Below are 25,728 nucleotides of genomic sequence, written 5' to 3' on the forward strand. Positions count from 1 at the left end.
GGCCGGCTGCGCATGCCCGAGCTCTACAATCTGAATTATGAAAAGCCGACACCGCTGGTGCCGCGCCATCGGCGCTACGAGATTGCCGAGCGCATGGGAGCCCATGGCGACATCGTCCTGCCCCTGGACGAGGACAGCGTCGTCGAGGCGGCGCGCAGCATAGCGGCGAGCGACACGCGAGCAGTCGCGGTCAGTTTCCTGCACGCCTATGCCAATCCGCAGCACGAGCGGCGGGCCTGCGAGATTCTCGCCGGGATGCTCGGCCCCGAGGTCTTCGTCAGCTGCTCCAGCGATGTCCTGCCGGAGATCCGCGAATACGAGCGGACGAGCACGGTGGTGGTCAACGCCTATCTCGGGCCCGTCGTGCGCTCCTATCTGCGTGCCCTGTCGACGCGGCTGCGCGATGCCGGCATTCACGCACCGCTGCAGGTCATGCAGTCGAGCGGAGGCGTGATGAGTGCCTTGTCCGCGAGCGAGAAGCCGGCCTGCATCATCGAGTCCGGTCCCGCGGCCGGCGTCATCGCTGCCGCCCGCATCGGAGCGGCGGGACGCTCAAACGATATCATCACGATCGACATGGGCGGCACGACCGCCAAGGCCGCGATCATCGAGCAGGGCCAGCCGGCACGCACGACGGAGTACGAGGTCGGGGCCGGGATCAACATCTCGAGCAAGCTGATCAAGGGCGGCGGGCACGCGGTGAAGCTGCCGTTCATCGACGTCTCCGAGATCGGCGCCGGCGGCGGCAGCATCATCCGGGTCGATGCCGGCGGCCTGATCCAGGTCGGTCCCGACAGTGCCGGCGCCGTCCCGGGCCCGGCCTGCTACGGCACAGGCGGAACCCGCCCGACGCTGACCGACGCGCTCGTCGTGCTCGGCTACATCAATCCGGAATACATCGCCGGCGGCGCCGTGCGCCTCGATGCGGAGCGCTCGCGGCGTGCGATCAGCGAGCAGGTCTGCGCCCCCACGGGGCTTGATCTCGAGACGGCCGCCCATGGCGTCTACGCCATCGCGGCCTCGACGATGATGCGAGCCGTCAAGGCCGTCTCGACCTATCGCGGCCGCGATCCGCGCGACTTCACCCTGTTCGCCTTCGGCGGCAACGGTCCGGCGGTGGCAGCCGAGATCGCGCGCCTCCTCGACATGAAGCGTGTCGTCGTCCCGTCCCATCCTGGCGTCTTCAGCGCGCTCGGTCTGCTCTACTCGACGACCGAGCACGACCTGATGCAGACCTATTTCTGCGCGCTCGATGCGATCGACTCCGACAGGCTCGATACGGCCTACCGCAAGCTCGAGACCAGCATGTTCGCCGGCCTGGAGGCCGACGGCTTCACCAGAGCGGATATCGAAATCGAGCGGCTGGCCGACCTGCGTTACGCCGGGCAGGCCTATGAGCTGACGATCGGGCTGACCGACCGTCCGGGCGACCCCATCGACATCGCCGCCATGGGCGCGGCCTTCCACCGCGAGCACAAGCAGACCTACGGCCATGCATCGACGAGCGATCCGCTCGAGATCGTCAATATCCGCGTGACCGGCCGTTCCCGCAGCGACAGGACCGACGCCTATCGGCCGTCAGCCCCGGACGCGCGAACGGGGGTGGCGGGCTCTCCGTCGATGCGGACCTGCTGGTTCGGACCGGACTGGGGGCACCTGGAGACGCCGATCATCACGCGTCTCGACCTCGCGGCCGGCGACCGGGAAAGCCCGCTGATCGTCGAGGAATACGACGCCACCTGCGTGGTTCCTCCTGGCTGGACGGCGGGTCTCGACGAATTGGGCAATCTCGTACTCACAGCCTCGGAAAGGTGACGTCATGCTCGCCCCTCATAGTGCCCCCCATTCTGGCCCCGAATTGTCGCGCTCCGATCCGGTGACCCTGGAGATCGTCAAGAACGCGCTCGCGTCCATCGCCGACGAGATGGCGCTGGTCATCCTGCGCAGCGCCTATTCGCCGATCGTCCGGGACTCGATGGACTACTCGACGGCGCTCTGCGATCGAAACGGCCTGATCATCGCCCAGGGCCTCACCAATCCGGTGCATCTCGGCTCGTTCCCGAGCGTGATGGTCAACATCCTGAAACGCTTCGGCGGGACGATGCAGCCGGGCGACGGCTACATCACCAACGACCCCTACGGTGCCGGCGGCATGCATTTGCCGGACGTCTATCTGGTCAAGCCGGTGTTCCACGCCGGCCATGTCGAAGGCTTCGTAGCGAGCCTCGTCCACCACACTGATCTCGGCGGCATGGCGCCGGGCAGCATGGCCCTGCATGCCACCGAGATCTTCCAGGAAGGATTGCGGATCCCGCTTATCAAGGTGATGCACGAAGACCGGATGGACGAGAACCTCCTGGCTTTCCTGGAGGTCAATTCCCGCGTTCCGGAACAGGTTCTGGGCGATCTTCGGGCCCAGATCGCCGCCTGCGCCGCTGCCGAACGCGGCTTCGGCAAGGTGCTCGAAAAATACGGCGCGCCGGCCATGCGCGGCATGCTGGCGGAACTGCACGCCTACGCGGAAAGGCTCGTCCGCGACGAGATCCGCGCGATGCCTGACGGCGTCTATGAGGCCGAGGATTTCATCGACGGCCTCGGCGAGGGCGGCGGGCCGATCCGCTTCAAGGTGACGATCACGGTTGCAGGCGACGAGCTTGAGATCGACTGGACGGGGACCAGCGGGGAGGTTCCGGGCGCCATCAACGGACCTGTGGCGATCACCTATTCGGTCGCCTATGCCGCCTTGCGCTGCGCCGTCCAGGCGGCGGTTCCAAACTGCGAAGGCTATACGCGGCCGGTTCGGGTCGTGGCTCCGCTCGGCACTATCGTCAACCCGCGTCCGCCGGCGGCCTGCGCAGCCCGCGGCGTCATGGCCTATCGCATGCTCGATGTGCTGTTCAACGCGTTTGCCCAGATCGTGCCGGACCGGATGCCTGCCGCCGGCGAAGGCGGGCCCTCCGCCGTGTCGCTCAGCGGCATCCACGAGGGGAAGACCTGGCTGATCACCGATGGCATTCTCGGAAGCTGGGGCGGCCGGGCCACGAAGGACGGGGTCGACGGGATCGCCAACCCCGGCGCGAACCTCTCGAACATGCCGATCGAACTGATCGAGGCACGCTATCCCTTGCGGATCGAGAGCTATGGTCTCGTCGCCAATTCGGGCGGTGCCGGCCGCCGCCGTGGCGGCATGGCGATCACGCGCTCTTACCGTATCCTCGGGGATGACGCGCAACTGACGATCCGCTCGGACCGGCGCGCGCATCTGCCGCCGGGCCTCTTCGGCGGATGTCCGGGCTCGCCATCGCTCAATATCATCGATCGGAACGGCACGACTGAACTGCTCCCGGTGATGCCGATGCGGACGCTCGCTCTCAGCAAGGGCGATCTCTTCACCCATGTCGCGCCTGGCGGGGCAGGCAATGGCGATMCGCTCGAACGTGACCCGGACCATGTCGCAGCCGATGTCCGCGACGGCCGCTTCACCAGGGAGTTCGCCCGCGACGTCTATGGTGTCGTYACTGGAGCGAACGGTCGCGCAGACCGGGTCGCAACGGACATTCGTCGCGATGGCCTGGCGTCCGATTTGCCGAAACTGGCGGAAGCGCAGCTCCGTCTCTTCATGGACGGGGATCAGGGCCGGGCGGCGCTGAGCCCGGAATATGAGGGAGAGCCGGCATGACGGCGCAAGTCGCACTCTCGGCAATCGATCCGGGCCACAACCGGACCGATTGCCGCCGGTACGATCTCGCCCGACTCCTGCGCCCAAGCTGGGCGGAGCTCGATTTCGGTGCATTGAGCCGGAATGTCGCGGCAACGCGCAGTCTGGTCGGACGGGATGTTCGCATCTACTTCGTCTGCAAGGGCGACGGCTTCGGCTTTGGCGCCGCCGCGGTCGCGAAGGCCGCGGAACGGGCCGGCGTCGACGGCTTTTGTGCCGGCAGCCCTGACGAAGTCGTTTCGATCCGCAGCACCGGCACGACGCTTCCCGTCCTGTTGTTCGCGTCGACCACGCCGGGCGATCTGCCGGCCGCCGCCAGGCTCGGCGCCACGGTCACGGTCCAGAGCATGGCCGATATGGACGCGGTGCTGACGGCTGGCGAGCGGATCGAGGTCTTTGTCGAGGTTGATTGCGGGCTTGGCCGCTACGGTCTGCGCCCCGAGCAATGGCCCGGCGTGCTGCAGCGCCTTCGTGCTGCCGATCATGTCGGGGTGCGCGGCCTGTACTCGCATCTCAGCACTCCGGATGATCCGGGCGTCAGCAGGCGCCAGGCAGAGCTCTTCCGGCAGGCGGCAGCCGATGCTGCGGCAGCCGGCCACGACGATCTCATCCTCATGCTGGCGTCTAGCCGGGTGGTGCTGGCCTATCCCGACATGCTCTTMAATGCGGTCGACCCCGGGCGCCTGATCTATGGCGGCGGGCTTGACGAGCACTGGATGGAGAGCAGCGGCCTCTCGCCTCTGCTCACCGCGGTGAAATCCCGGATCATCCAGGTCCAGGAGCATCCTCCGGGAACGGTGCTGGGGATCGGATATGGCGCGCCGATCGCCATCGAACGCGGCATGCGGACCGCGGTCGCGCCGATCGGCTTCTGGGATGGGCTGAACCATGTTCCGCCGCTCGGGGAGGTTCTGATCCACGGCCGGCGCTGCCCCGTGCTCGGGCGCCGGACCTTTCAGCATTCGGTCATCGACGTGACGGGGATCTCCGACGTCGCGCCCGGCGATGAGGTCGTGGTCCTTGGGCGGCAGGGCACCGAAGAGATCTCGATCCATGATCTCGCGACGGCGATCGGCATCACGGTCATCGAATTGGTCCCTCGGCTCGCGCGCTCCTTGCCGCACGTGTATGTCGGCCAGGGGCAGGAGAGGGACGGTCGGCGTGGCTAAGATGGGGACGAGGCAGTCGGCGGACGAGCCCAGGCCGATCACGATCAAGGACGTCGCGAGCCGGGCCGGTGTCGGGCTCGGCACCGCTTCACGGGTTCTCAATGGCAACGAGAATGTCGCACCTCATTTGCGCGAGCAGGTTTTCAAGGCCGTCCAGGACCTGGGCTATCACCCCAATTCCGTGGCGCGCTCCATGCGGCTCGGAAAAAGCTACGCCGTCGGCTGCCTCGTCACGGATATCCGCCAGCCCATAGCGGCTGAAATGATCGCCGCCGCGGAAAATACCCTGCGTCGCGCCGGCTACACGCTGATCGTTGCCAGCACGCATTTCGACGACAGCCGCGAGGCCGAGATCCTGTCGCTGCTGCAGAACCGCGTCGTCGACGGCATGCTCCTGGCGGTCAATCGCGACAATGATCCGGAGACGGCGCGGCGGCTTACCGCCATCACCATTCCCATGGTGCTCTGGGAGCGCAGCCCCGATGGCGGTTTCGATACTGTCCTGACGGAGCATCGTGTCGGCGCTMGCAGGGCAACCGAGCATCTGCTGGCGCTGGGGCACCGCGAGATCGCGCTCGTCGCCGGTCATCTCGACACCTGGGTCGGGCGGGAGCAGCGGGCCGGTTTCGATGCGGCGTTCGCAGACCGGGGGCTGGAACCGCCGGCAGGTCGTATCTTCGAGGTGGGCGCATTCGGAGCCCGCAAGCTTGAGGCCCTATGCCGTGGCGAGCGGCCGATCACGGCGATCATCGCCAATATCGACGAGATCCCCGGTATCCTGCATTTCTGCGCGAAACGCGGCCTCGTGCTGCCGCGCGACATGTCGATCGTGTCGATCGGTGACGCCAGTATCCTGGAAGTCATGACGCCATCGATCACGGCCGTGCGCGGCAACGGCACGAAAGTAGCCCAGCTCGCAGCCACGCTTCTGCTGAAGAAAATGTCCGACAAGCAGCCGGAAAYGGCATCGGAGCGCTTATCCGTCGGCATGCAACTCAAGGTCCGGCATTCCACGGCGCCTTTGAACGATGGCGGCGGCGAGCATGTTTAGCGTCCGCAAAATCGTTGCTGATCACTGATCGATCGTCTCGGCTCCACGGTGGTGGAGAGGAAAGTCATGATGTCCCTCCATGTCAGAACACCGACACACCACTCGTCTGCTCTCTCCCGGGCGAGCGGGCGAAGGGTGTGGCTGAAGCTTGAATCCCTTCAGCCCTCGGGGTCCTTCAAGCTCCGCGGAATTGGCCTTGCGTGTCAGGACCATGCCAGGCGCGGCGTGAAACGCTTCGTCAGCTCGTCTGGCGGCAATGCCGGGATCGCCGTCGCCTATGCCGGGCGTGAGCTCGACATCCCCGTCACGGTTGTCGTCCCCGAGACGACATCGCCAAGAGCCTGTCGCCTGATCTCGGACATGAAGGCCGATGTCCTGATCCACGGTGCGTCCTGGCAGGAGGCAAACGAGCGCGCGCTTGCGATGCTGGGTGAGAGCGATGCGTTCATCCACCCCTTCGACGACCCGGTGGTGTGGCGGGGGCACTCGACGATCATCGATGAGGTGGTCGAGGATGGAGTGCAGCCCGACCTCGTCGTTCTCTCCGTCGGCGGCGGCGGATTGCTCAGTGGCGTCATCGAAGGCTTGCAGCGCCACACGCTGAACTGTCCCGTTCTTGCGGTGGAGACGACGGGCGCGTCCTCCTTTGCCCAGTCGGTTGCCCGGGGCGAGCGCATCGTTCTGCCAGCGATCGAGAGCATCGCCACCTCGCTCGGTGCGCACCAGGTCTCGGAGCATGCCTTTGCTCTTCTTGCACAGCATCGCATCGACTGCGCCGTGGTCTCGGATCTTCAGGCGGTGGAGGCGTGCCTGCGGTTCCTGGACGACCATCGCATCCTCGTCGAACCGGCATGCGGGGCGAGCATCGCCACGCTCTACCAGAATGTCGCGGAACTCGCCGATTACCAGAACATCCTGGTCATCGTCTGCGGCGGGGCGACATCGACGGTGGAGCAAATGACTGCATGGCGCCACAGTCTCTCATCAGAAAGTGAAATCTAGGACGAGGCCTGTGTTTCCGCAGCGCGTGTCAAACAACGCTTGAAATTCAACTTGGGGTGATTGTGATGTCGGTCGATATTCGGGGCGAATACATCGAGAGAGCGGCCCTCGTCGTCATGCATTATCAGGTCGACGTGTTCGAGATCCTGTTCGGAGAGAAGCCATCGCCCTTGCTGGATCGGTGCAACGCACTGATCCGGCGCTGGCGCGCCACGGGCCGGCCGGTGCTGTTCCCGAATTTTTCGCTGGGCGCAGACTATGAACATGCCCCGCCGGGAACCAACCGCCAGATCACGCCCTATCTCCCGAGCGGACGATTTCGTACCGGTCTGCCCGTCGCGGGCCTCGCGATCGAGCCGGGTGACCTCGTCTATGCCTGTCCGCGCGCCAGCGTCTTCCACGGCACGTCACTCGACGCGGACCTTCGCACGCGCGGTGTCAGCACGCTTGTCATGGCCGGGATCAGCACCACCGGCGTGGTCCTGTCCAGCGTCGCCTGGGCCTGTGATGCGGATTACGATCTGCGTCTGGTCCAGGACTGCTGCTTTGATCCGGATCAGGAGGCCCATGACGCCCTGTTCCGCTCCAGTTTCGGCGGACGTGTCCTGGTCCTGTGAGGCGAATGCGGCTGGACCTGCCGCCCCGTACGCGAGCCGTTCGAACGATTCGGAGGGAGGGACTGGCGCGCAGGACCGTGGGTTGCGTCGTCATGCCGACAATCCCAACAGGCGCGCCCTGGGCCCGGATTTCGCCGGGGACGGGACCGCGAGCGGACACCGCAGACGCCGGCCTGGTGGTGGGCGTTGCCTCCCGTGGGAGKAATGTGTCAGCGGGGCGGCTTGTCGGACTCCGAGGATGCCGATGGCGCTAGCTGCGGACTGGCCGCCTCGGCGGTCGTGCCGGGGTCCGGAACGGCCTCGGCCATCGCGATGGCGTCGCTCTCGATCGAGGCGGCGAGGCGGCGGTAATCGTCGAAGTTGAACATCGCGCAACGTCCGTCCTGGGACCACTGGGTGATCACCTCCCAGACGAGATCGTACTCCTCGCAGACGCTGCGAAACCGTAGATCCCGCATTCGTGCGAAGCGATTGCGGAACGCAGGAATCTTAAGCATGAGACGGGCAAGCCCGCGTTCTTGAGCCGACATGGTACGCCCCTCGTGAACCCACCAGAAGACATAGGCAAGGAACGCATAGGCAAGGGCGGAAGGCGGCAGCGATATCGAGTGTCGCAATTTCTGCTGGGAATACTGACACGAAGCGACATCCGCTTCAAATATACTTTCAAGTGACGTCGACCATTTGTGTATGGGATGCGGGATCGTAGTTAAGGCAGGTTTGCCGGATTCGCAGAGAGTCGCCACCGGGTTTCCAATGCTGCGTTCAAAGCAACGATTTGGACCGGCTGCGTTGCTGTCAGCTCTTGGTGCGCGCTGGCGCGGTGCGAGACGGAACGGGGCGGGTTTAGTCCAGCCTGATCAAGAAAGATCCCGCGCGACGTCCAGAAAGGCCTTGATCGCCTTGTTGTCCCGGCGTTCGCTCAAGCAGATCAGGGATTCCTCCATCAGGATCGGCGGCCCGTCGAGGGCGATGCGCACCAGGCCGCGATCGCCGCGCAGCTCGGCCTCCGAGACGAAACCGATGCCGCCACTCGCCGCCACGATGTCGAGCGCAGCCTCGCGCCCTTCGACCTCGATGGCGTAGGTCAGCCTGACGCCGGTCTCGGACGCGCGCTGTTCGAGCAGCCGGCGCGTCCGCGAGCCGCTTTCCCGGATCACGAGCGCCATGCCGGCAAGCTCCGCCAGCGCCAGCGACCGGCGCGAGGCAAGCGGATGATCGGCTGCGACGACGGCGATGATCCGCGCCGCATTCAGCGCAATGATCTCGAAATCACGGTGCGGGGCCATATCGCCGAGGACGCCGATATCGGCCTCGTAGCTTCGCAGCTGCGCCACGATGGTCTCGGTGTTGCCGGCGCTCACCGTGATCCGCACGCCCGGATAGATCTCGCGGAACGCTGTCAGCACATGCAGGACATGATGGACGGAATCGGCCGCGAGCCGCAGGGTCCCGAGCCGCAGGGCGCGCGACTCTAAGAGCAGCCCGCGCGCCTGGTCCTCGGCATCGAACAGGCGGTGCGTGATCGCGAGCAGCCTTTCGCCCATCGCGGTCAGGGCGATCTGCCTGTGCTGCCGGCTGAACAGCAGCACGTCATACTCCTCCTCGAGCTTGCGGACCTGATCGGAGATCGCCGGCTGCGTCAGGTTCAGCTCGCTCGCGGCGCGTGAGAAGCCGCCGGCGAGCGCGACCTGATGGAAGGCACGGAGCTGGACATAGCGCATGGCGGGATCCGCGCAGGGTGGAGCCGGGGAGGCGATACGCATCAATGCAACGATTCAATTTATGCGTCGATCGAAAATAACGATTTTTCAGATGCTCTATTGCCGGCGATGATGCCGACATCGAAAGCAGTCGCCAGTCGAAAGCAGTCGCCAGGGGAACGCCCGCCGCAACGCCGGCGCGTCGCCTTGGCCCGGGAGTTTCAGATATGTCAGGTCTTTCCGCCAAGCTCGTGCATACCGAAGGCGAGTCGAACACCTCGGCGGCGCGCGGCGCCTGGTCGGCGCGGCTCGATGACAAGGCGACGCAGAGCCTGCTGAAGCGCGACGCCGATGCCTTCCTGCACCAGAGCCTGTCGAGCCCCTGCGTCACGGCGATCGCCAAGGCCGAGGGCATCTGGATCCAGGACACGGCCGGGCGCCGCTACATGGATTTCCATGGCAACAGCGTCCACCATATCGGCTATGGCCATCCCCGCCTGAAGGCTGCGATCAAGCAGCAGATCGACGATCTCTGCTTCGCGCCGCGCCGCTTCACCTGCGAGCCCGCGGTCGAGCTGGCCGAGACGCTGGGCCGCCTTGCCCCGGGCGATCTCGGCAAGGTGCTGTTCACGACGGGCGGTTCGGATGCGGTCGAGGTGGCGCTCAGGCTTGCGCGCGCCGCCACCGGGCGCTTCAAGACCTTGTCCTTCTGGGATGCGTTTCACGGTGCGGGCTTCGGCGCCTCGAGCGTCGGCGGCGAGGCGACCTTCCGCTCCGGCATTGCCGGGCCGCTCCTGCCGGGCGCGGAGCATGTCGCGCCCTGGGCGAACCATCACTGCGCCTATGGCCATAACAGCCTGGAGGATTCGGCTCGCGCCTGCGCCAGCATGATCTCCTATGTGCTCGGCCGGGAGGGCGATTTCGCGGCCCTCGTCGCCGAGCCGATGCGGGCGACCCCGAACCCGCCGGCGCCCGGCTTCTGGAAACTGGTGCGCGAGGCTTGCGACCGCCACGGCACGCTCCTGATCTTCGACGAGATCCCGACCGGGCTCGGCAAGACCGGCCGCTTCTTCACCAGCGAGCATGACGGGGTGACGCCCGACATTCTCGTCGTCGGCAAGGCGCTGGGCGGCGGCATCCTGCCGATCGCCGCGGCGATCGCGCGGCGCGACCTCGATGTCGCCGGCGATTTCGCGATTGGCCACTACACTCATGAGAAGAACCCGGTGACGACGCGCGCGGCGCTGACCACGATCGCGATCATCCGCGAGGAGGGTCTGCCGGAGCGCGCAGCTGAGCTCGGCGGTCTGGCGATGGACCGTCTGCGCGCCTTCGGCGAGGGCTCGCCCCATGTCGGCGACGTGCGCGGGCGCGGGCTGATGTTCGGGGTCGAGATCGTGGCCGACAAGGCGGACATGGCGCCCGACAACGCGCTCGCCGAACGGGTCTATTATCGCTGCCTCGAAGCCGGGCTGAGCTTCAAGATCAGCCAGGGCAACGTGCTGACGCTCTCGCCGCCGCTGGTGATCCCGCAAGCCGACCTGGACCGCGCGCTCGACATCGTCGAGACCGCGATCGCGGCCGGCTGAGGCGCCTCTGACTTCCCGACCGAAAGGGTCCGCTATGAAAGCCGTCCGCACGGACCGTGAACTGGAATGCCCCGAGATCGACGCCGGCCTGCGAGCCCGCGGCGTCGAGCTCGTCACCTTGCCCGATGGCATCCCGGAGGCCGCGCTGATCKAGGCCGTCGCCGACGCCGAGCTGATCCTGATGTGCTACACGCCGATCACGGCTCGCGTCATCGCGGCTGCGCCCAGGCTCAAGGGCATCGTCAAATACGGCGTCGGCATCGATGCGATCGATATCCCCGCCGCAAGCGCGCGTGGCATCCCGGTCGTCAATGTTCCTGAATATGCCGAGGAGACCGTCGCGGAGGGCGCCTTCGCCCTGATGATCGCGCTGGCCAAGCGCCTGCCCGAAATCGGCCGCGCCATGGCGACTGAGGGCTGGATCTGGCCGGAACAGCGCTGGATCGGCCGCGATATCTCCGGCGCCACGCTGGGGCTCGTCGGTGCCGGCAAGATCGGCCGCAGCATGGCCCGGATGGCGGGGCAGGGCTTTCGGGCCCGTGTTCTCGGCTACGATCCCCATGTCGACCGGGCAAAGCTCGCTGAGGCCGGCATCGAGAAGGTCGACGATCTGCATGCGATGTTGCGCCAATGCGACTTCGTCTCGCTCCATTGCGTGCTGAACGCGGCGACGCGCGGCTTGATCGGCCGCGCCGAGCTCGCCTGCCTGAAACCCTCCTCCGTGCTGGTCAACGTCTCCAGGGGAGCGCTGATCGACGAGGCGGCGCTCGTCGAGGCCGTGCTGGCCGAACGTCTCGGCGGCGTCGGGCTCGACGTCTATTCGACGGAACCGCTGGCCAAGGCCGGGCATGTGCTCAGCCCGCTCTTTGGCCGCGACGACGTCATTCTCTTCCCGCACCTGACCTTCTTCACGGTCGAGGCGATGCGGCGCCTCTCGGAGGATACGCTCGCCCGCTGCTTCGAGGTTCTCGACGGGCGGCCGGTCGAGGTGCGCTCGCGTGATCCACGGCTCCGCGCGCAGCGCGAGAACGTCGCCTTCGCCTGACGCGCAAATGTCCCCGCTTCACCCGGGCGGCTTCATCCCGACCGCAGCGCGCGGATGTCGCTGCGGTCGTCCGGCAGCTTGGCCGTGACGTCGAAGAAGGCTTTGACGACGGACCGCATCCGCTCGCTCTTGAGGCAGGCGACATAATCCGTGCTCGCCACCTCGCCATCGCTGAGCTGCAGGGTGGTGAAGCGTCCGGAGCCATAGGCTTCGAGCTCCCAGACGATGCCGTGGCCGAGGCCGGCCGCCACCGCCTCGCACAAGGCCTCGCGGCTGCCCAGTTCGAGGACATAGCGCGGCTTGGCCTTGGCGCGGGCGAAGGCGGCGTCCACGAGCTTCTGCGTCATCGAGCCGTCTTCGCGACCGATCATCGCCTCGCCGTCCAGCTCGGACAGCGAGATCGATTGGCGACCGGCCCAGCGGTGGCTGTTGGCGACGATCACCACGCCGCGGTGATGCCAGAGCGGCATCGCGTGGATATGCGGATGGTCCGCGACGGCGGGCAGGATGCCGATATCGACATGGCGGTCGAGCAGCGCCTGCCGCACCATCCGGCTGTTGCCGGTCGAGACCGAGAGCCTGACCCGCGGATGCAACGCCATGAAGCGGGCGAACAGGCCCATCACGATATGGGGTCCGTCCACAGCCAGCCGCAGGCTGCCATCCTGCAGTTCCTGCGACGCCGCCAGCGTTTCCTCGATCAGCTCGTCCAGGCTCGCGAGCTGGCGCGACAGCGAATAGAGCCGCTCGCCCGCCTCGGTGAGCCGGACACGCCGTCCTTCGCGATGCAGCAGCTTGATGCCATGCCGCTCCTCCAGGGCCTTGACTTGGATCGTCAGCGCCGGCTGCGTCAGCCCGAGCACCTCGGCGGCCCGCGAAAAGCTGCCTTCGCGCGCCACCGCATCGAAGGCCCGGATCTGCGTGTAGATCATCGGTGATTGCACTCGTACCCATTAATTTCTCTATGTATCGATATAAAACTTCTAATTTGTCTAATAGTTTTAGCGCTGCGACGTTCGGCTCATGGATCAACCCGAGGCGAACATCGTGGACAGCGCAGAAACACATTCGCAGGCAGCAGCAGCACTCGCGCTGGCCAGGAGCCGGCGCGCCCAGAGCGTCGCAGCCCTGGCCGAGATCGTCCGGATCCGCAGCCYCACGGGAGAGGAGGGGGCGGCGCAGGGGCGCATGGTCGAGATCCTGTCTTCCGCCGGGGCTGCCGTCACGCAGGCCGAGCCGGATGTCGAGGCGATGTTCAAGGCCTTCCCCGATGTCGCGCAGTATCCGACGCATTGGCAGCACGATCTGATCCTGCCCTATGCCGGGCTCCCGACCTTCGAGGCCCTGCGCGACAGCGGCCTCCAGCCGGTGCTGAACTATGATGGCAGGCCCAATGTCGTCGGCACCTGGCGGGGCACGGGCGGCGGGCGCTCGCTTATTCTCAACGCCCATATCGATACGGTCACCGTCGAGCCCCTGGCGCAATGGACGCGCGATCCCTTCGGCGCGGAGATCACTGACGGCCTGATGTATGGCCGCGGCACCTCCGACATGAAGGGCGGCCTGATGGCCGCGCTGCTGGCGATGCGCTATCTCAGCGAGGCCGGAACGCGCCTGCACGGCGACGTCACGCTCCACTGCGTCGTCAACGAGGAGCATGCCGGCAACGGCACGCTCGACCTCGTCACGCGTGGGGCTGCGGCCGATGCGGCCGTGGTGCTGGAACCGACCAGCAACACCATCGCCTACAGCCATCCCGGCGGTCTCTACTGGCAGGTCACGCTGAGCGGGGTCCAGCGCTCGCCGGGCGCGCGCTGGAACGGCGGCACGCTGGAGGGGCTGGGTGCGGTCGACATGCTGCCGCCGGTGATCGAGGCGCTGCTCGGGCTCGAGCGCCGCTACAACCAGGGCACGCCGGCCGGCGCCAAGCCGCCCTTTTCACTGACCATGGGCAAGATCGCGGGCGGCCATTACGAGACGGTCACGGCCGGGGAGGTGGTGATCAAGGGCGGTGCCTATTTCGCGCCCTCGCTCGGTGCCGTGACCGATATCATGGATGGTTTCCGTGACGCGATCGCAGGCGCCAACGCCGCTGACCAGGGGCTGCGCCGCCATCCTGCCAGGCTCGAATTCCTGCACCATGACGACAGCACGGATCAGCCCGCCGACCTTCCCGTTGCGCGTGTGATGGGGGAGGTGCTGGCGCGCCGGGGGGGAGACGGCACGGCCTATCCCGGCCATTTCTGTTGCGACATGCGCCATCTCGTGAACCAGGGCGGAATCCCGAGCATCATCTTCGGGCCGGGCTCCATCGCCCAGGCGCACAAGCCCGACGAGCATATTCCGATCGACGATTTTCTCGCGGCGATCGAACACCTGATCGCGTTCATCGCGGAGTGGTGCGGCACGGAACTGTAGGAGGCGGCCCAGCAAGGGTTCGCCCAATCATAAAGGGGATTGTCCAGACATGGGTATGAGCAGGCTTCCGGCTATCCTCGCAGCAACGCCGCTGGCGCTCGCTCTTTGCGGCGCCGCTGCGCTGGCACAGAGCTGTCCCAAGACCGGCGGGACGCTGACCTATGTCTATTCGCTCGAGCCGACCTCGCTGTCGACGATCGCCACCTCGGCCGTTCCGGTCGCGCTGATCTCCACCAAGATCTATGAGAGCCTGCTGACCTATGAGGGCCCGGCCCTGACGCCGAAGCCGGGCCTCGCCGAATCCTGGACGATCTCCGACGACAAGAAGACCTATACGTTCAAGCTGCGGCCGGGCGTGACCTGGCATGACGGCAAGCCCTTCACGGCGCAGGATGTGAAGTTCAGCGTCGAGGACATCATCCGCCCCTATCATTCCCGCGGAAAAGTCTATTTCGGCGACGTCGAGGCGGTCGAGACGCCCGATGACCTGACCGTGGTGTTCAAGCTCAAGGCGCCGGTGCCGTTCTTCATGAACGTCTTCCAGCCCGGCGAGGCGCCGATCATGCCAAGGCACGCCTTCGACGGCGTCGACGTGAAGGCGGTGGCTGCGGTCCGCGCTGCGCCGATCATGCAGAACCCGGTCGGGACCGGCCCGTTCCGCTTTAAGGAATGGCGCAAGGGCAGCCACATCACGCTGGAGCGCAATCCAGGCTACTGGCGCAAGGGCTTCCCCTGTCTCGACCAGGTCGTGCAGCGGATCATGCCGGACGGCGCGGCGCGCGCCATCGCCATCGAGACCGGCGAGGTCGATCTCGCCCCGATGAGCAGCCTGCCCGAGGCGGAGGTGCAGCGGCTCGAGAAGATCCCGGCGCTGGAGGCCTCGCAGGCCGGAGCCGAGGCGCTCGGTCCCAATCTCTGGCTCGAGGTCAACATGCGCGATAAGCCGCTCGCCGATCTCAAGGTCAGGCAAGCGCTCAGCCTCGCGCTTGATCGCGAGCGCATCGTCGATGTGATCTGGTACGGCCAGGGCAAGCCGGCGCGCGGTCCCGTCGTCAGCACGAACTCCGCCTTCAACAAGGCGCTGAAGCCCTATGAGTACAACCCGCGCAAGGCCAACCAGCTTCTCGACGAGGCCGGCTATCTGCGCGGTGCCGACGGGGTCCGCTTCAAGATCACCCAGCATTTCCTGCCCTATGGCGAGAACTGGGCCCGGCTCGGCGAATATGTCCGCCAGGAGCTCGGCAAGGTCGGCATCGCGGTCGAGACCCAGAGCGCCGATCTCGGCGGCTGGCTGAAGGCCGTCTACACCGACTGGAGCTTCAATCTCACCAGCACCTTCTMGCATAACTATTCCGATCCCTCGATCGGCGTGGAGCGCACGTTCCATTCCGACTTCATCAGGAAGGGCGCCACCTTCACCAACTCGATGGGCTACCGGAATGCGCGGGTCGACCAGCTCTTCGGGCTCGCCGCCCGCGAGATTGATCCGGCTGCCCGCAAGAAGCAGTTCGACGAGCTGCAGCAGATCCTGCACGACGAGCTGCCGGTGATCTTCCTGATGGAGATGTCCTACACCCATGTCTGGAACCGCAAGGTGAAGGGCCTGATCACCAACGGCATCTCGATGTATTCATCCTGGGACGGGGTCTCCAAGGACTGATGGGAACGCCGATGCGCTCGCGCCCCGTCATCACCTCCTCGTTCCGGGAAACGGCCTGATGTCCTCCCTGTCACTCGGTTTCGTGTCCGTTCGCCTGCTCCAGGTGGTTCCGAGCGTGCTGGGCATCGCGGTGCTGAACTTCGCGCTGCTCCACCTCGCGCCCGGCGACGCGGCCGAGATCATCGGCGCGCAGTCCGGCGGTGCATCGAAGGAGTTCGTCGACGAACTCCGGCGCTCGTTCGGCATCGACCGGCCGCTCTACCAGCAGTTCTTCATCAATCTCGGCAAGCTGCTGACCTTCGATCTCGGTGTCTCCAACGTCCAGCAGCGGCCGGTGCTGGACCTGATCGCAGACCGCATGCCGGCGACGCTCCTGCTGATGCTGACGGCGATCGGGATTGCCATCGTGGTCGGCGTGCTCTGTGGCGTCGTCGCGGCGATGCGGCACCGCAAATGGGTCGACACGATCGTCTCGGTGCTGGCGCTGCTGTGCTATGCGATGCCGCAGTTCTGGCTCGGCCTGATGCTGATCGTGCTGTTTTCGGTGACGCTGGGCGTGCTGCCTTCGGGCGGCATGATGACGATCGGCGCGCAGATGGGGCCGCTGGCCCGCGCCCTCGACATCGCCCGCCACCTCGTGCTGCCGGCGCTGACGCTCGGGCTCTTCTATGCCGCRGTCTATGCCCGGCTGATGCGGGCCTCGATGCTCGAGGTCTATTCATCCGATTTCATCACGACGGCCCGCGCCAAGGGCCTGTCGGAGGGACGCATCAGCCTGACGCATGCAGCCCGCAACGCGCTGATGCCGGTTGTGACGCTGGGCGGTGTCCAGATCGGCCATATGCTCGGCGGTTCGATCCTGGTCGAGACCGTGTTCGGCTGGCCGGGCCTCGGGCGCCTGCTGTTCGACGGCCTGCTGCAGCGCGACCTGAACCTGCTGCTCGGCATCCTGTTCATCTCGTCGATCCTGGTCGTGCTCTGCAACCTGCTCGTCGACCTCGTTTATGGCCTTATCGACCCGAGGATCCTGGCGCGATGAAGCGGAGCTTGCATTTCTGGCGGCGTTTCCGTCGCAACCGGGGCGCGGTCGTGGGCCTCGTCCTGCTGCTGGCGATCGTGCTCGCGGCGATATTCGGCCCGATGGTCTACACGGTCGATCCCTTCGACATGATCGGGCKACCGGCGCAGACGCCCTCCGCGCGCTTTCCGCTCGGCACCGACGTCACCGGCCGGGATATCCTCGCCGGCCTGCTGCATGGCGGCCGGGTCTCGCTGCTGATCGGGGTGGCGGCGAGCCTGTGCGCGACGATCCTCGGTGTCGTCGTCGGGGCGGCCGCCGGCTATTGCGGCCGGGGGAGCGACATCCTGCTGATGCGGCTCACCGATTTCTTCCTGACGATTCCCTCCTTCGTCCTGGCGGTGGTGATCATCGCGATCTTCCGCCCCTCGCTGATCAGCGTGATGAGCGCGATCGCGATCGTGTCCTGGCCGCCGGTCGCGCGGCTGGCACGGGCCGAATTCATGGCCCATCGCGACCGGGAATACGTCCAGGCCTGCCGCTCCATGGGGATGTCCGATTTCCGCATCGCGGCGCGGCATATCCTGCCCAACGCCCTGCCACCGGTCATCGTCGTCTCGTCCCTGCTGGTGGCGACGGCCATCCTGACGGAATCCGGCCTGTCCTTCCTTGGGCTCTCGGACCCGAACGTCGTCTCCTGGGGCTATATGATCGGCATCGGCCGCACCATGCTGCGGACGGCGTGGTGGATGTCGGCGATCCCCGGCATGGCCATCCTGCTGACGGTGCTCTGCATCAATCTCGTCGGTGAGGGCCTGAGCGACGCGCTCAATCCGAAGCTGCAGGAGCGCTGAGGCAACACCCGCTKAACTGGCATGTATGGCATGGGGCGACCATGCAGAAGTCGCTCCGGACGGCGCTCTGCTGGTGAGCGACGACGCCACCGCAGCGATCTTTCGCGTCGCGCCGGGCTCTCGCCGATAAGTGTTTCGCTGCATCGAGGGCTGCGCTGGCCGCCGGCTCCAGGTTGCGACGCAGCGCCTATCCACCGTGCGTGCGGCGCAGGAGCGAGCGCGGAGGCGCCTCTCCGTTTCCCTCCGTGCGGTCGCGATAGAGGGCCGCGCGGGCGAGCAGCATGAGGGTGACCGGCGTCGTGACGATCATGAAGACGCCGATCAGGAGTTCATGCACCACGGGCCGGGAACCCAGCACCGAGAAGCAGAGAATGGACGCGAGCCCGATCGCACCGGTTCCCCAGCTCGTGCCCAGCGTGGGTGCATGAACCCGCTCGAAGAACCTGCGAAAGCGCAATGTTCCGATGGCTCCCAGCAGTGTCAGCCCGGAACCGAGAAGGACCAAAAAGGCCGTCAGCAGGGCCGCCCAGGCGGGGAGGTTCTCGGCGTGGGTCATTCGATCACCTCGCCGCGCATGAGAAATTTGGCGAGCGCGATGCTCGATACGAAACCCAGTACCGCGATGATCAGGGCCGCCTCGAAATAGATCGCGCTTCCCGAGCGGATGCCGATCGTCAGCACCAGGAGCATGGCGGTAACGTACATGGCGTCCAGGCAGAGGACCCGGTCCTGCGCTCGCGGCCCCCGGATGACCCTGTAGGCGTAGCACCCCATGGCGGCGACGAGCATGGCCTGGGCGGCCGTCACCGACCATAGGAGGATCGCGGCCGTCATTCGAAAATGTCCATAAGCAGCGCCTCATAGCGGTTCTTGATCACGGCGATCCACTCGGCCTCGTCGGCGAGGTCGAGGACATGGAGCAGGAGCACGCCGGATTCGGGGGCATATTCGACCCAGGCCGTCCCCGGCGTGCTGGTAACGATGCATGCCAGCACGGCCAGCGCCGTCTTGTCGCGCAGGTCGAGCGGTATGGCGACGAAGCCCGCGACACGGTCGCGACGATCTCCGCGGATGATGATGCCGGCGACGGCGATGTTCGACTGCAGGATATCCAGCGTGACGGCGCCCAGAAGCTTCGGAAGAAGCTGCCATCGCCTCAGCCGGGGCTTGGATGGATGGAGCGCCGCCATCGCAAGGGAGGCCCCGATCGCGACGGCCGCCCCGACGAGGAATTGCCCGGTCGAGAAAGAGGTCAGCAGGAGCCACATCAGCAGCAGCGCCGCGGTCAGCAGCGGATAGGGGAGAAGGCGGTTCATCGCGCACCGCCCGGCGGATGACCCGTTCCCAGCACGCTCTGGATATAGGTCGACGGGGCGTGAAGGGAACGGGCCGCAGCCTCCGTGTAACTGAGCATCGGACCGCCCCACACGGCCAGGATCGTGCAGAGCGCCAGCAATGCGACGATTGGCGCGACCTCGACCATGACCACGCGCGGAACGAGTTCCTCAAGCGGCGCCCAGAAGATCCGGACACCGCTGCGCATCATGGCCACAAGGGTCGCAAGGCCCGACAGGATGACCAGCGCAACCAGCAGCCAAATGCGCCCCGGGATCTCGGCGAGAGAGCCGAGTCCGTCCGGATTCAACATGCCCGTCAGCATCGCGAACTTGGCGATGAACCCCGATAGCGGCGGCAAGCCCGCGAGCAGGAGCGCGACGCATCCAAACGAGACGCTGAGGATGGCGAGCGCCCCCGGTACGGTCACGCCGACCTCCTGATCCTCGTGCTCCTCGCTCTCGTCCGTCTCGTCGCCATACGCCTCCATGGTGACCGACAGCACGTCTGCCGCCGGTTCGCGTGTCCGCTCGACCAGCTCGATGAGCAGGAAAAAGGCAGCGACGCTGAGGCTCGAACTGACGAGGTAGAACAAGGCGCCCGACACGACCGCAGTGTTGCCGATGCCGACGGCCGCGAGCAGGGTCCCCGAGGAGATCAGAACGCTGAAGCCCGCGAGCCGGCCCAGCGCCTGGGACGAAAGCACGCCGGATGTCGCGAAGAGGATCGTCGCCATCCCGCCCCAGAGCAGCACCGTTCCGCCGAAGCCCGCCGTGCCCCCGGCCTCGGGGGCAAAAAGCAGCAGGGAGAGGCGCAGAAGCACATAGGTGCCGACCTTGGTGAGCACGACGAAGATCGCGGCAACGGGGGCGGCCGCCGCCATATAGGCGGAAGGCAGCCAGAAGCAGAGCGGCCACATGCCGGCCTTGACCAGGAACGCGATGCCAAGGATCGCGGCGCCTGTGTGAAGGAGCGCGCGGTCATCTGCGGACAGTCCCGCAAGGCGGACGGCGAGGTCTGCCATGTTCAGCGTTCCGGCGGTCCCATAGATCAGGCTGACGCCGATGAGGAAGAGAAGCGATGCGRCCAGGTTGATCGCGATATAATGGAGGCCGGCTCGCACCCGGAACGCGCCCGATCCGTGCAGCAGCAGGCCGTAGGACGCCGCCAGCGTGACCTCGAAGAAGACGAAAAGATTGAAGAGGTCGCCCGTGAGGAACGCGCCTGCGAGCCCCATGAGCATGAACTGGAAGAGCGTGTGGAAATGCGGGCCGGCCCGGTGCCAGCGCGCCGTCGAGAAGACAAGCGCGGCGACCGCCAGCGTGGATACGAGGGCGAGCATCAGCGCCGACAGCCGATCGAGCACGAGCACGATGGCGAACGGCGCTGGCCAGTTGGCGAGGGCATAGGATGAGGAGAGGGCGCCGCCTCCGTCGGCAACCCCGTCCGCCAGTCGCATCAGAACGATCGCGGTCACCAGGAGCAGCACGCCCGACGCAATGCTGAGACACGCCTTCAGCGTGTGGCGCAGCTCGTCGATCAGCAGGAGAGCCGCCCCCGTGATCAACGGGAGCAGGATCGGGACGATGAGAAGGTGTCTCGTCCAGTCCATCAGTTCGGCTCTCGCCCGTCGACGTGATCGTTGCGGGTCAGCCCACGGGCGACGAGCAGCACCACGAGGAGGAGGGCGGTCGTCGCAAAGCTGATCACGATCGCGGTGAGCACGAGCGCCTGCGGAACCGGGTCGGCCAGATCCGCCGGATTGCCTGCACCRCCGGGTCCCAGCACGGGCGCTGCAGCGACCCGCAAACGGCCCATGCTGAAGATGAAAAGGTTCACCGCATAAGAGAGGAGCGAAAGGCCGATGACGAGCTGATACGTGCGCGGACGCAGGACCAGCCAGACTCCCGATCCGGTGAGCACGCCTATGGCGATCGCAAGCGTCAGTTCCATCGCTGGCGCTCCTCTTCGAGACGGGCCGCGCGCAGGCGGCGGATGGATTGGTGGGCGATCGCGATCAGCATCAAGACCGTCGCTCCGACCACGACGCCGAACACGCCGAGATCGAACAGGGTCGCGCTCGCCAGAGGGACCTTCCCGACGATCGGCAGCTCCAGATACCGGAAATACGAGGTGAGGAAGGAATCGCCCAGGAGCATCGAGGCAGCTCCGGTGGACGCCGCAAGCAGGAGACCGCCGCCGATCCAGGCAACGGGAAGGATGCGCAGCCTGTCCTCGACCCAAATCGTCCCCGCCGCCATGTATTGCAGGATGAAGCCCGCCGCCATCGCGACGCCTGCGGCGAAGCCTCCTCCCGGAGCGTCATGACCGCGCAGGAAGAGATAGGCGGCCAGTACGATCACGACCGGGAACATCCACTGCATGATGACGGACGGCACGTAGAGATATTCCGCCTTGGTCGCTCCGACCTCCGTGTCCGGCTCAGCCTCGTCATTGGAGCGCTGGATGCGCTGCTGCTCGGGCCTCTCGATGCTGTCCGGTGCGGGGCGGAAACGCCGGAGCAGCGCGAAGACGGTCAGTGCCACGACGGCGAGGACCGTGATCTCGCCAAGCGTGTCGAAGCCGCGGAAATCGACGAGAATGACGTTGACGACATTCAGGCCGCCGCCTTCGCTATAGGCCTTCTCGACGAAGAATTTCGCGATCGAGTCCGGCGGCGTCCGCGTCATCACCGCGTAGGAGATCGCCGTCATGCCCAGGCCTGCGACGACGGCGATGGCAAGGTCCCGGAAGCGGCGCAGGCGCGGTTGCCAGCCCCTCGGTTCGGGCACGTCCTGCGAGCGCTTGGGCAGCCACCGCAGACCGAGCAGGATGAGCACCGTGGTCACGATCTCGACGACGAGCTGGGTGGCCGCAAGGTCCGGCGCAGAAAGCCAGACGAAGGTCAGGCAGGTCACGAGCCCTGTCCCGCCGAGCAGGGCAAGGGCCGCCAGCCGATGGAACTTGGCCTGATAGGCGGCTGCGACGGCGCAGATCATGCCGACGGACCAAAGGCCGGTGAAGGCGAAATCCGTCGTCCCATTGCCGGAAGGACCGAAGGAGAGGCCCGAAGCGAGCAGCGGGACGGTCCCTGCGGCGACAGCCACCGCCACCAGCAGGCGCATCTGGGGCTGAAGACGATTGGTGCCGAATGCGCCCTCGAACAGATGCGCCCATCGCCACGAAATCGCGACCATGACCCGCTCGAAGATGCGCTGTCCCTGAATCCGACCAAAAAGCGGGGGACGCTCGCAACGTTCGAGGTAAGCGCCGGCKACGCGATACAAAAGCACGCCAGCAACCAGCGCGACGATGCTCATCGCCAGGGGAAGATTGAAGCCGTGCCACAGAGCCAGGCTGTATTCCGGCGCGGCGCCGCCGAGCACGGACGACACCGCGACATGCAGGAACGGGCCGATGGTGTAGGCCGGGAAGATCCCGACGACGAGGCAGGCGACGACCAGGAACATGACCGGGAACCGCATCCAGAACGGCGGCTCGTGGGGTTCGCGGGGAAAGCTCTCGGGCGGCRCTCCCAGGAAGATCGAATGGATCAGCCGTAGGGAATAGGTCACAGCCAGGGCGCTGCCGAGCACGGCGGCGTAGGGGGCGGCGGTGTCCAGCCAGGAATCGGCGTKGGTCTCCACGGCTTCGGCGAAGAACATCTCCTTCGACAGGAAGCCGTTCAGCAGCGGTACGCCAGCCATGGCGGCGCAGGCCACCATGGCCAGCGTGCCGGTGATCGGCATGTACCGGAACAGTCCGGAGATCCGCCTCATATCGCGCGTGCCGGTCTCGTGGTCGATGATGCCGGCCGCCATGAACAGCGATGCCTTGAACGTCGCGTGGTTGAGCATGTGGAAGATGGCCGCGCCGGCGGCGAGCGGGCTGCCGAGGCTGAGCAGCAGCGTGATCAGGCCCAGATGGCTGATCGTGGAGTAGGCGAGAAGTCCCTTCAGGTCGTTCTGGAACATGGCGAGGTAAGCGCCGAGCACGAACGACGTCATTCCCGCGATGCCCAGGATCATGAACCATTCCGGCGTACCGGAGAGCACCGGCCACAGCCGCGCCATGAGGAAGACCCCGGCCTTGACCATGGTGGCCGAATGCAGGAACGCCGATACGGGCGTCGGCGCCGCCATGGCGTTGGGCAGCCAGAAATGAAAGGGAAACTGCGCGCTTTTCGTCAGCGTGCCGAGGAGGATCAGCAGGAGCGCCGGGACATATAGAGTGTGCGAACGGATGAGGTCGCCCGATCGGAGGACGTCGTCGAGGTCGTAGCTGCCGACGATATGACCGACGATCAGCACGCCACCCAGCAGAGCGAGGCCCCCCATGCCCGTGACCGTCATGGCCATGCGGGCGCCGTCGCGCGCTGCCTGGCTCTGCTGCCAGTAGCCGATCAGCAGGAAGGAAAAGATGCTGGTCAGTTCCCAGAACACGACCAGAAGCACCAGGTTGCCCGAAAGGACCACGCCCAGCATCGAGCCCGTGAATGCCAGAAAGAACAGATAGAAGCGCCGGACCGGATCGTCGGCGGACATGTAATACCGGGCGTACATGACGACCAGGAGGCCGATACCGCTGACGAGAGCCGCGAAGATCCAGGCGAAGCCATCCATCCTCAGCGTGAAGTTCAGTCCGAGAGACGGGATCCAGTCGATCTGATGCCGGAGGGCATCTCCGCCGCTCACGGATGGGTAGAGCGACAAGGTCATGATGAGGCAGGCCAGCAAGGTGAGACCGGTGATCCAGGTCACCGGTTCGCGGGAGGCCCCCGGGGACAGGACCACCGCCAGGCTGGCTACGAAAGGCAGAATGAGGATCAGCAGTAGCGGGGAAAGTTCCATCATTCTCCTTTGCCTGGKAGGCGTCGTCCGTTCTTAGGCCATCGAGGCTGATCCGCCAACGACGAGTGGATCGTGCGCGCATTCGAGGGGGCCAGCCCTCGGACGATCCCCGACGTCGTCACAGGGTCGACCGCCAAGACGTCGACCCATGGCGGTGCGCGAACGTCGGCCCCGATCATCGGGGCCCGATCGCCCACCGAAAGCCCAAGCACTGTGATGCCCAGAGGCGTGATCACCGATAACTCAGCGGGCGGCCACATTCCGTCTGCGGGATTGATCAAGCGTCGGCGTTCGGGCTGCCCCGTGCTCCCGACACGATAGGTGACGAAACCATCCAGCAGGACCGTTTGCTCCGGCATATCGTCCGCCTCACGCCACGCGGCGCGGTCCAGCTTGCGCAAAAGCGCGGACGCGAGCGGATGAATTTGCTCGCCKAGCAAATGCGCCAGCTCTTGCAGCCGCACATAATCGCTGGCCGGAAGCACAGTGACTGGTCGTTTCAATGCGCAAATCATGTTTGCCACCAGCGAGTTGCAGGCAGTCATGAGAGGAATGTCTGAATGGGTTGCCGCTCTGTGTGACCTGCGCAACCCGCGGTACGCGGGAATGCCAGCCTCTGCCCGGACCGGGCCGCGACGCAGCCGGGTCGGGGTCAGTACCCTGTGATGGGGCACTCCCGCTCGAAGTGAAGAGTGAGGACGTCGATCCGCATATCACCTACGTGGAATGTCGCCGTGGGGAAGTCAAGGGAGACGATATCGGACGTGAGTAAGTCATATCCGTCCCGTCAAATGATATTTGACGAGACGATGCTCTCGTGATGTCGATCTGCGGCGCTTTCTATTGCAAAGGTCATCCAAAAATATTCTTCTATACGGCGATATTATTTTTTAAAACGCTAAGTTCTCGGCATCAGCAAGTTCACGACCCTCTCTCATCTCCAGAAGCATCTATTGTCGCGCGCCCTCGCGCGGAGAGGTGGCAATCGGCAACCGCCAACCATGTCTCATCGCCATGGAGCGAAGCCCGAGACATAAAGCCGCTCCGGCCAGGGCCGAGGCGCCATGGGAAAAACCAATTTGATCACCGATGACGACGATGGACGCGCCGGCGAGTGCCGCAATGGCATATAGATTCGATCGCAATACCTGTGGAATCTCAGCGAGAAGGACGTCGCGCGTCATGCCCCCGCCGATATCGGCCGACAGCCGCGCGGGGATTGCTAATTGCCGCTGATGGTTGCGGCAATTCTTGGGCGAATCCCGCACCAGCAGTTATAGATGGCGTATTTCGGGAGTGGCCCGGAACGACAAGTGCGAGTGACCGATACAATGCTGATCAGCAACGCTTTCAAGACCTTCCTCCAGGAAGCGCCGGTGCATCAGAGCGTGTGGCTCGAGGCTGTGCAAAAACTCGGCGCGGCATCGCAGCTCGATCGGAAGACGGCCGCCTTGGTCTATATCGGCATTCTCGCAGCCGTTCGTTTGGAGAGCGGACTTGCTTTCCACGTCGCCGAAGCGAAAGCGTTCGGCGCGAGCAGAGAAGAGGTGATCAGCGCGATTCTCGCAGGGATGCCCGCCGTCGGTAATATCGTGATCCAAGCTCTACCGGTGGCGCTCGAAGCTTTTGATCAGGCCGTGCCAAATTCGGTGGGTCATTCCGAGGGGTAATGATGGTTTCCAAAATCGGAACCCTGGAC

The 25,728-nt window shown here is 65.7% G+C and carries 24 protein-coding genes; 13 read left to right on the forward strand and 11 right to left on the reverse strand.

Going from position 1 to position 25,728, the window contains the following annotated elements; all coding sequences use genetic code 11:
• The 6 genes from AC1DJT_RS04030 to AC1DJT_RS04055 form a co-directional block, all read left to right on the forward strand.
• A partial coding sequence (locus tag AC1DJT_RS04030; RefSeq protein WP_476833577.1) for a hydantoinase/oxoprolinase family protein occupies window positions 1-1,815 on the forward strand: 1,815 nt, incomplete at its 5' end.
• 4 nt (window positions 1,816-1,819) lie between these two features.
• Entirely contained in the window at window positions 1,820-3,679 is a 1,860-nt protein-coding gene (locus tag AC1DJT_RS04035) for a hydantoinase B/oxoprolinase family protein (protein WP_476833578.1), read from the forward strand.
• Window positions 3,676-4,887 carry an alanine racemase gene (gene alr / locus AC1DJT_RS04040; RefSeq protein WP_476833579.1) on the forward strand — a complete coding sequence of 404 codons (1,212 nt, stop codon included), beginning with the start codon at window positions 3,676-3,678 and terminating at the stop codon, window positions 4,885-4,887. Before AC1DJT_RS04035 ends, alr begins: the two co-directional genes overlap by 4 nt.
• A 1-nt stretch (window position 4,888) precedes the next feature.
• Entirely contained in the window at window positions 4,889-5,938 is a 1,050-nt protein-coding gene (locus tag AC1DJT_RS04045) for a LacI family DNA-binding transcriptional regulator (RefSeq protein ID WP_476833596.1), read from the forward strand.
• Window positions 5,939-6,007: 69 nt separating this feature from the next.
• Window positions 6,008-6,940: a pyridoxal-phosphate dependent enzyme gene (locus AC1DJT_RS04050; protein ID WP_441507404.1), complete on the forward strand. Its 933-nt coding sequence runs from the start codon at window positions 6,008-6,010 to the stop codon at window positions 6,938-6,940.
• Window positions 6,941-7,005: 65 nt separating this feature from the next.
• The gene (locus tag AC1DJT_RS04055; RefSeq protein WP_476824233.1) at window positions 7,006-7,557 is read left to right on the forward strand and encodes a cysteine hydrolase family protein; all 552 of its coding nucleotides are present in this window, start codon (window positions 7,006-7,008) and stop codon (window positions 7,555-7,557) included.
• 209 nt (window positions 7,558-7,766) lie between these two features.
• Here AC1DJT_RS04055 and AC1DJT_RS04060 read toward each other — a convergent pair whose 3' ends face one another.
• On the reverse strand, window positions 7,767-8,054 hold the full coding sequence (locus AC1DJT_RS04060) for a hypothetical protein (RefSeq protein ID WP_441507384.1): 288 nt from the start codon (window positions 8,052-8,054) through the stop codon (window positions 7,767-7,769).
• Window positions 8,055-8,417: 363 nt separating this feature from the next.
• Window positions 8,418-9,281, reverse strand: a complete 864-nt coding sequence (locus AC1DJT_RS04065; protein ID WP_441507385.1) for a LysR substrate-binding domain-containing protein — start codon at window positions 9,279-9,281, stop codon at window positions 8,418-8,420.
• Between the two features lie 206 nt (window positions 9,282-9,487).
• On the opposite strand from AC1DJT_RS04065, the gene pbfA reads away from it, so the two are divergent.
• Window positions 9,488-10,849: a (R)-1-hydroxy-2-aminoethylphosphonate ammonia-lyase gene (gene pbfA / locus AC1DJT_RS04070; protein ID WP_441507386.1), complete on the forward strand. Its 1,362-nt coding sequence runs from the start codon at window positions 9,488-9,490 to the stop codon at window positions 10,847-10,849.
• A 34-nt stretch (window positions 10,850-10,883) separates the two neighbouring features.
• The gene (locus AC1DJT_RS04075; RefSeq protein ID WP_476833580.1) at window positions 10,884-11,894 is read left to right on the forward strand and encodes a 2-hydroxyacid dehydrogenase; all 1,011 of its coding nucleotides are present in this window, start codon (window positions 10,884-10,886) and stop codon (window positions 11,892-11,894) included.
• A gap of 32 nt (window positions 11,895-11,926) precedes the next feature.
• Here AC1DJT_RS04075 and AC1DJT_RS04080 read toward each other — a convergent pair whose 3' ends face one another.
• Window positions 11,927-12,826 carry a LysR substrate-binding domain-containing protein gene (locus AC1DJT_RS04080; protein ID WP_441491341.1) on the reverse strand — a complete coding sequence of 300 codons (900 nt, stop codon included), beginning with the start codon at window positions 12,824-12,826 and terminating at the stop codon, window positions 11,927-11,929.
• 115 nt (window positions 12,827-12,941) lie between these two features.
• On the opposite strand from AC1DJT_RS04080, the gene AC1DJT_RS04085 reads away from it, so the two are divergent.
• Genes AC1DJT_RS04085 through AC1DJT_RS04100 form a run of 4 tightly spaced genes read left to right on the forward strand, consistent with a single transcriptional unit; the run spans window position 12,942 to window position 17,844 of the window.
• Complete coding sequence (locus AC1DJT_RS04085; protein ID WP_476833581.1) at window positions 12,942-14,312, forward strand: M20/M25/M40 family metallo-hydrolase; 1,371 nt, start codon at window positions 12,942-12,944, stop codon at window positions 14,310-14,312.
• A 49-nt stretch (window positions 14,313-14,361) separates the two neighbouring features.
• Window positions 14,362-15,972 (forward strand): ABC transporter substrate-binding protein, encoded by a 1,611-nt coding sequence (locus AC1DJT_RS04090; RefSeq protein ID WP_476833582.1) that lies wholly within the window; start codon window positions 14,362-14,364, stop codon window positions 15,970-15,972.
• Window positions 15,973-16,030: 58 nt separating this feature from the next.
• Complete coding sequence (locus AC1DJT_RS04095) at window positions 16,031-17,011, forward strand: ABC transporter permease (protein WP_476833583.1); 981 nt, start codon at window positions 16,031-16,033, stop codon at window positions 17,009-17,011.
• Window positions 17,008-17,844: an ABC transporter permease gene (locus tag AC1DJT_RS04100; RefSeq protein ID WP_476833584.1), complete on the forward strand. Its 837-nt coding sequence runs from the start codon at window positions 17,008-17,010 to the stop codon at window positions 17,842-17,844. Before AC1DJT_RS04095 ends, AC1DJT_RS04100 begins: the two co-directional genes overlap by 4 nt.
• A 187-nt stretch (window positions 17,845-18,031) precedes the next feature.
• Here the strand turns inward: AC1DJT_RS04100 and mnhG are convergent, their stop codons facing one another.
• The 8 genes from mnhG to AC1DJT_RS04140 all read right to left on the reverse strand — a co-directional run bounded on the left by mnhG (window position 18,032) and on the right by AC1DJT_RS04140 (window position 25,213).
• Window positions 18,032-18,400, reverse strand: a complete 369-nt coding sequence (mnhG, locus tag AC1DJT_RS04105; protein ID WP_476770928.1) for a monovalent cation/H(+) antiporter subunit G — start codon at window positions 18,398-18,400, stop codon at window positions 18,032-18,034.
• On the reverse strand, window positions 18,397-18,678 hold the full coding sequence (locus AC1DJT_RS04110) for a K+/H+ antiporter subunit F (protein WP_113517826.1): 282 nt from the start codon (window positions 18,676-18,678) through the stop codon (window positions 18,397-18,399). Before AC1DJT_RS04110 ends, mnhG begins: the two co-directional genes overlap by 4 nt.
• Window positions 18,675-19,160: a Na+/H+ antiporter subunit E gene (locus AC1DJT_RS04115; RefSeq protein WP_476770927.1), complete on the reverse strand. Its 486-nt coding sequence runs from the start codon at window positions 19,158-19,160 to the stop codon at window positions 18,675-18,677. Before AC1DJT_RS04115 ends, AC1DJT_RS04110 begins: the two co-directional genes overlap by 4 nt.
• Window positions 19,157-20,791 carry a monovalent cation/H+ antiporter subunit D gene (locus tag AC1DJT_RS04120; RefSeq protein WP_476833585.1) on the reverse strand — a complete coding sequence of 545 codons (1,635 nt, stop codon included), beginning with the start codon at window positions 20,789-20,791 and terminating at the stop codon, window positions 19,157-19,159. Before AC1DJT_RS04120 ends, AC1DJT_RS04115 begins: the two co-directional genes overlap by 4 nt.
• Window positions 20,791-21,132, reverse strand: a complete 342-nt coding sequence (locus tag AC1DJT_RS04125; RefSeq protein ID WP_441491350.1) for a Na+/H+ antiporter subunit C — start codon at window positions 21,130-21,132, stop codon at window positions 20,791-20,793. The genes AC1DJT_RS04120 and AC1DJT_RS04125 overlap by 1 nt, the downstream gene beginning before the upstream one ends.
• Window positions 21,123-24,029: a monovalent cation/H+ antiporter subunit A gene (locus AC1DJT_RS04130; RefSeq protein WP_476833597.1), complete on the reverse strand. Its 2,907-nt coding sequence runs from the start codon at window positions 24,027-24,029 to the stop codon at window positions 21,123-21,125. Before AC1DJT_RS04130 ends, AC1DJT_RS04125 begins: the two co-directional genes overlap by 10 nt.
• On the reverse strand, window positions 24,029-24,574 hold the full coding sequence (locus AC1DJT_RS04135; RefSeq protein ID WP_476770423.1) for a GreA/GreB family elongation factor: 546 nt from the start codon (window positions 24,572-24,574) through the stop codon (window positions 24,029-24,031). The genes AC1DJT_RS04130 and AC1DJT_RS04135 overlap by 1 nt, the downstream gene beginning before the upstream one ends.
• Window positions 24,575-24,979: 405 nt before the next feature.
• Window positions 24,980-25,213 carry a TRIC cation channel family protein gene (locus AC1DJT_RS04140; protein ID WP_476770424.1) on the reverse strand — a complete coding sequence of 78 codons (234 nt, stop codon included), beginning with the start codon at window positions 25,211-25,213 and terminating at the stop codon, window positions 24,980-24,982.
• Window positions 25,214-25,360: 147 nt separating this feature from the next.
• Here AC1DJT_RS04140 and AC1DJT_RS04145 point away from each other — a divergent pair, with 147 nt between their 5' ends.
• On the forward strand, window positions 25,361-25,699 hold the full coding sequence (locus tag AC1DJT_RS04145; protein WP_441507394.1) for a carboxymuconolactone decarboxylase family protein: 339 nt from the start codon (window positions 25,361-25,363) through the stop codon (window positions 25,697-25,699).
• Window positions 25,700-25,728 lie beyond the last annotated feature (29 nt).

This window comes from Allobosea sp. 05T422_2 (assembly GCF_056396265.1).